Below are 4,990 nucleotides of genomic sequence, written 5' to 3'. Positions count from 1 at the left end.
CCCTTTTTATGCTGCACTTCTAGCTAATAATTCACATTGATCTGGAGTCATGTAATTAATAGAAGAGTGTAGCCTTTTTCTGTTATACCAACCTTCAATATATTTAAAAATAGCCATATTAGCTTCTTCGAAGGTACGGTATGTATTTCTATATATTTCTTCCTTTTTTATTAATGAATGAAAAGATTCTATACAAGCATTATCATATGGACAACCTTTTTTACTAAACGATTGTATAATATTAAACTCTTTGCATAGCTCCCTTAAATCATTGCTAGTGTATTGAGAGCCTAAATCGCTATGAAATATTAATTGCTTATTCTTATCGGGAGATTGGCTGTAATAAGCATTTTTTAAGGCTTTAACAACTAAATCATTAGTCATTCTCTGACCGAAAGCGTAGCCAATTATTTTTTTAGAATATAAGTCTAGAACTGAAGCTAAATAGCACCAACCATCTTTGATAGTATAAATATATGTAATATCTCCTACCCATTTTTCGTTAATAGAAGTAGTAGTAAAATCTCTTTTCAAAACGTTTTCTAAATCTTCTGCTACCTTTTTACTTGAATGAGGTTTGTATTTTTTACAGTTACTGCACAAAGGCCAAGTTCAGTCATTCGTCTTTGAACTCGCTTCAATGATACATTGAATCCTTCTATACCAAGTATATGATGAATCCTAGGAGCACCATATATGCCTTTATTCTCTTTATATATCCTTTTAATAGCTGATTTTAATTCCTCATTTTCTAATTCTCTTGCAGATTTAGTTTTATCAAAAGATTTATAATATGTGCTTCTGGCTACGCCTAGAACGGTACACATAGTCTTAATATCATGTTTGTTTTTATTGCTATTTATAAATTCTATTAATTCATCTAATTTCTTGTTGCAAATATGGCCATAGCTTTTTTTAATATTTCATTTTCCTCTTTAATTCTTGCCATTTCTTTTTTTAAAGCCTTAACTTCCTTTAATGTCATAACTTCATTTTCATCTACTTTAATTTCTTTTACATCTTTAACCCAGCCGTTAATTGTTGATTTTGCAATGCCATATTCGCTACTTAGCTCTGCTAAGCTCATTCCTGACTTAAATAATTCTACTATCATATCTTTATATTCTTGATCGTATCTTCTGCCCTTTCCCATAATGGACACATCCTTTCTTAACTAAATATTATTTTACTTAGTTCGATTTAATGTGTCCACTACTTTATACTAACACCATAGTGATTTAAAAGTGAAACCTGTAATAAGTGCTTTACATAAAATATTGATTGAAGCTGTTAATATATCTAATTTTAAAAATTACTATGAAAACAATGTAGGAAAAAAAGATAAAAACTATAAGCAATGGAAATCAATAAAATATTATCAGTTTATATTAAGTCAGTATATTTCAGATGAAGATGAATTGAGAAAAATAATAGCTCCATTATACTTATTAAATGATTTAAGAATTATATACTTCCATTTAGTATCAACAGATGAAGTTGAAAAATTAAAAAATAATATTGTAAGTAGTCTTAGTATAAATAGGTTTGATGAAACAGAGATTATGTATAATAAACTTATGGAAGGTTTAAAGGCGTTATTTGTTAAATTTAATGAGGTTATAGAATAGGTTTAAAAGAAGGAATATACAAAGCTATATATTCCTTCTAAAGTTTAACTACGAACGGCAGTCATCACATGCTGAGACGGTAGTAAGGTTAGTTAAGTAATATAGACATTTATAAAAGTTTATATGTATTAAAAAATATATCTTTCCACCTATTTTCCACCGTAAATGTGAGTTGGGTGGAAAGATATTTATTTATTACCGCTAGGTATATTCACCAAGAAGCTCCCACTTCTATAATTGGAGAGTAGTTCACAAATAATATATAAATATTTTTAAAAATTAACGATGATTTTACATTGGATTTGTTATCATAAAAACATAGAAGAGATAACCTAAGAAATAAAATAATTAATAAATTAAGTTATCAGAAAAGTTTTATGTAAGGAAGGATGATAAGATATGAAAAAATCATTAATATTTGGAGTATTAGCGCTAACAATAGTAGGTTTATTAAGTTTTGCTGGAGGAAGAGCAAGTAATAGTGTAGCAAGCAAATCAAGCAATAATAAAACTGAAAGTTCATATAATAGTAACAAAAATACCAATAATGGTGTTGATAAAGTAGTAAATAGTAATCAATATAATAATTCTTATAATAATTCAATTAGTAATTCAAATAATTATCAAGGAAGTAATGATGATATTTCTTTTGAATTAAGTGAAGAGGATTTAGCAAACCTTAAAAATGGGTTAAGCTTAACAGTTGATGGAAAAAATGTAGAAGTAACTGGTTTTGATGAAAAATTCAGAGAAGAAGTAAAGGCAGCAGGTTTTGAATAAATAAAATAAAAAATAATAAAATTAATAATAATAATAATAATAATAATAAACTCCTTGTAGTATAATTAAAATTTGTATATTATAATTATTAACAAATAGGGCTATCGCATTAAGAATAAATAGTACAATATATGGTGTATAATTTTTCAGGGTGCGATAGCTCCATTTTATTTATAAAATAGGAGGAATATGTGATGAAATTATTAATTGTAGAAGATGAAGCTGATATAGTACATGCTCTACAAAGAGGATTAAAAAATGAAGGTTATGCCGTTGATGTAGCAATGGATGGAGAAGATGCTTTAGATTTTTTAAGTTTAAATACATATGATTTATTGGTTTTAGATATAAATTTGCCAAAGGTAGATGGATTTTATATATTAAAAAAGCTTAGAGAAAAAGATATAAACACAAGAGTAATAATTGTATCTGCAAATAGAGAAATTGAGGATAGAATAAAAGGATTAGACTTAGGAGCTAATGATTATTTAGTAAAACCATTTGATTTTTTAGAGTTAACGGCAAGGATAAGAGCTCTTTTGAGAAGAGAGTTTGAAAGTAAACCTTCAATTTTAAAAGAGGGAAAGTTATCTATAGACGTATCTAAACACAAAGTTACATATGATGATATAGTTCTTAATTTAACATTGAAAGAATATTCACTTTTAAAATATCTAGTTCAAAATAAAGATAAAGTTATAAGTTCCGAAGAATTGATAAATCATGTTTGGGATGAAAATACAGACCCATTTACAACAGTAATAAGAGTTCATGTATATTCTCTTAGAAAAAAATTAACAGCTGTTAGTTGTAATGAAAATATGATTAAAACAATTAAAGGAGTTGGATATTTATTTGGAGGTATAACTAGTGAATAATATAAAAATAAAGTTAAAATGGAAACTTACATTATTTACTGTATTAATAATGACAATAACTAGTGGAATTCTTCTTTTTAGTATTAATTATGATGTAAGGCATACAGTTCCACAGCTAAAAGGAATAATTAATTCAAATACAGAAGATATTAAAATAGATTTAAATGGTGATTTTAAAGATGAAATTGATAAGATATCAATAGAATCAGCTATAGAAGAGACAACATCAAGAATTTATTGGTTTTCAATAATTGCATTTATTTTAGTAGTAACTATTGGTGGAATGTGCACTTATTTTGTAGTAAATAATGCTTTAATTCCAATTGTAGAATTAAATAAAAATATAAAAAAAATAAATGAGGATAATTTAAATTCCAATTTAAGTATTAAGGGAGCAAATGATGAAATTAAAGAACTTACAATTTCTTTTAATAAAATGATAGCAAAATTAGAAAATGCATTTGCATCACAAAAAAGGTTTAATTCTAGTGTGGCACATGAGTTAAAAACTCCATTAGCAGTAATTAAAACAAATATAGATGTTTTAAAAAGCAGTAATTGTAAAAGTTTAGAGGAATATGATAAAACTTTGGCGGTTGTAGAAAAGTCTATATTAAAGATGAATTTAATAATAGAAACATTATTAGATATAATAAGACAGGAAAATGCACCTTTAAATGAAATTGTTAGCATAGATGAGATATTAGAAGATATAGTTGATGATTTATCTATTATTGCCAATAAAAAAAATATAAAATTAAAATTAAATTCATATAATATAAAAAATAAAATAAAGGGAAATGAAATTATGTTATATAGGGCATTTTATAATGTAATTGAAAATTCTATTAAATATAACAAAATTAATGGAAGTATAGATATATTATGTTATCAAGATCTAAATACTATTGAAGTAAAAGTAATAGATACTGGAAGTGGTATAAAGGAAGAGGATTATGATGAAATTTTTAAACCCTTTTATAGATGTGAAGGAATTAATAGTTATTCAAAAAATGGAATTGGATTAGGATTATCATTAACTCAATCGGTAATAAAACTTCATGGTGGAGAAATTAATGTAAAAAGTAAATTAAATGAAGGAACAGAATTTACTTTTATTTTACCATATATAGTTTAAAATAAATAATATAAATAATTAAGATTGCATAAAATGAATTTAAAAAATATGTATTTTATGCAGTCTTTAATTTTAGTATTAATTTTAATTGATTAAATTTATTTTATAATTAAGGAAATGGTTTAAGCTAGCTATAATTATTTATTATAGTTTTTCAGTATAGCATTTACATTAAAATTTGCTAAATATATAATTATGATGTTAATTAATAAAATATACATATAATATAATTTTTATATTAAGTAAATTATAAATAGATAAACTAAAAAGACATAAGGATGAATAGGCATGAAATCATTAAAGATTGCTTGTACCGAAAGAACTAGAAGTTATTTTTTCACAGATAGAGAAACTATATAAGTTGGTACAACGGATTACACTGATGTAACAGTTGCTGTAGTTAATGAAAGTGATATAGAAGGAATAAATGACATATATAATACTAAATTTGGAGTATCAATATTTGTATTAAAAGAAACTGAGAATATTAGTGATGAAATTAAAGATAAGGTAAATAAGATAATAAATATATAACAAAAGAAGAACAAGAAAATTGGTATGAAAAA

5 protein-coding genes and 1 pseudogene are annotated in these 4,990 nt (G+C 24.9%); 4 read left to right on the top strand and 2 right to left on the bottom strand.

Annotation, left to right across the window (positions count from 1 at the left end; translation table 11 throughout):
- Positions 1-6: 6 nt before the first annotated feature.
- Positions 7-1,153, bottom strand: a pseudogene (locus TY07_RS18215) (IS3 family transposase).
- Between the two features lie 91 nt (positions 1,154-1,244).
- Between TY07_RS18215 and TY07_RS16825 the strand changes: the two are divergent.
- The 4 genes from TY07_RS16825 (at position 1,245) to TY07_RS16810 (ending at position 4,424) form a co-directional block, all read left to right on the top strand.
- Positions 1,245-1,628: a hypothetical protein gene (locus TY07_RS16825; protein ID WP_042402975.1), complete on the top strand. Its 384-nt coding sequence runs from the start codon at positions 1,245-1,247 to the stop codon at positions 1,626-1,628.
- A 399-nt stretch (positions 1,629-2,027) separates the two neighbouring features.
- Positions 2,028-2,408 (top strand): hypothetical protein, encoded by a 381-nt coding sequence (locus TY07_RS16820; RefSeq protein ID WP_042402972.1) that lies wholly within the window; start codon positions 2,028-2,030, stop codon positions 2,406-2,408.
- A gap of 194 nt (positions 2,409-2,602) precedes the next feature.
- The gene (locus TY07_RS16815; protein ID WP_042402969.1) at positions 2,603-3,286 is read left to right on the top strand and encodes a response regulator transcription factor; all 684 of its coding nucleotides are present in this window, start codon (positions 2,603-2,605) and stop codon (positions 3,284-3,286) included.
- Positions 3,279-4,424: a sensor histidine kinase gene (locus TY07_RS16810; protein WP_154821394.1), complete on the top strand. Its 1,146-nt coding sequence runs from the start codon at positions 3,279-3,281 to the stop codon at positions 4,422-4,424. The genes TY07_RS16815 and TY07_RS16810 overlap by 8 nt, the downstream gene beginning before the upstream one ends.
- 374 nt (positions 4,425-4,798) lie before the next feature.
- Here TY07_RS16810 and TY07_RS18485 read toward each other — a convergent pair.
- Positions 4,799-4,990 (bottom strand): hypothetical protein (locus tag TY07_RS18485; RefSeq protein ID WP_207638327.1); only part of this gene is annotated, 192 nt, incomplete at its 5' end.

It is taken from the genome of Clostridium saudiense (genome assembly GCF_000577815.1).
Classification (GTDB): domain Bacteria; phylum Bacillota; class Clostridia; order Clostridiales; family Clostridiaceae; genus Clostridium; species Clostridium saudiense.
This window is presented reverse-complemented; position numbering and strand designations above follow the sequence as displayed.

Bases quoted from the DNA above. Each gene is read 5' to 3' on its own strand.
- TY07_RS16820 (WP_042402972.1), top strand. From the start codon at position 2,028: ATGAAAAAATCATTAATATTTGGAGTATTAGCGCTAACAATAGTAGGT.
- TY07_RS16815 (WP_042402969.1), top strand. From the start codon at position 2,603: ATGAAATTATTAATTGTAGAAGATGAAGCTGATATAGTACATGCTCTA.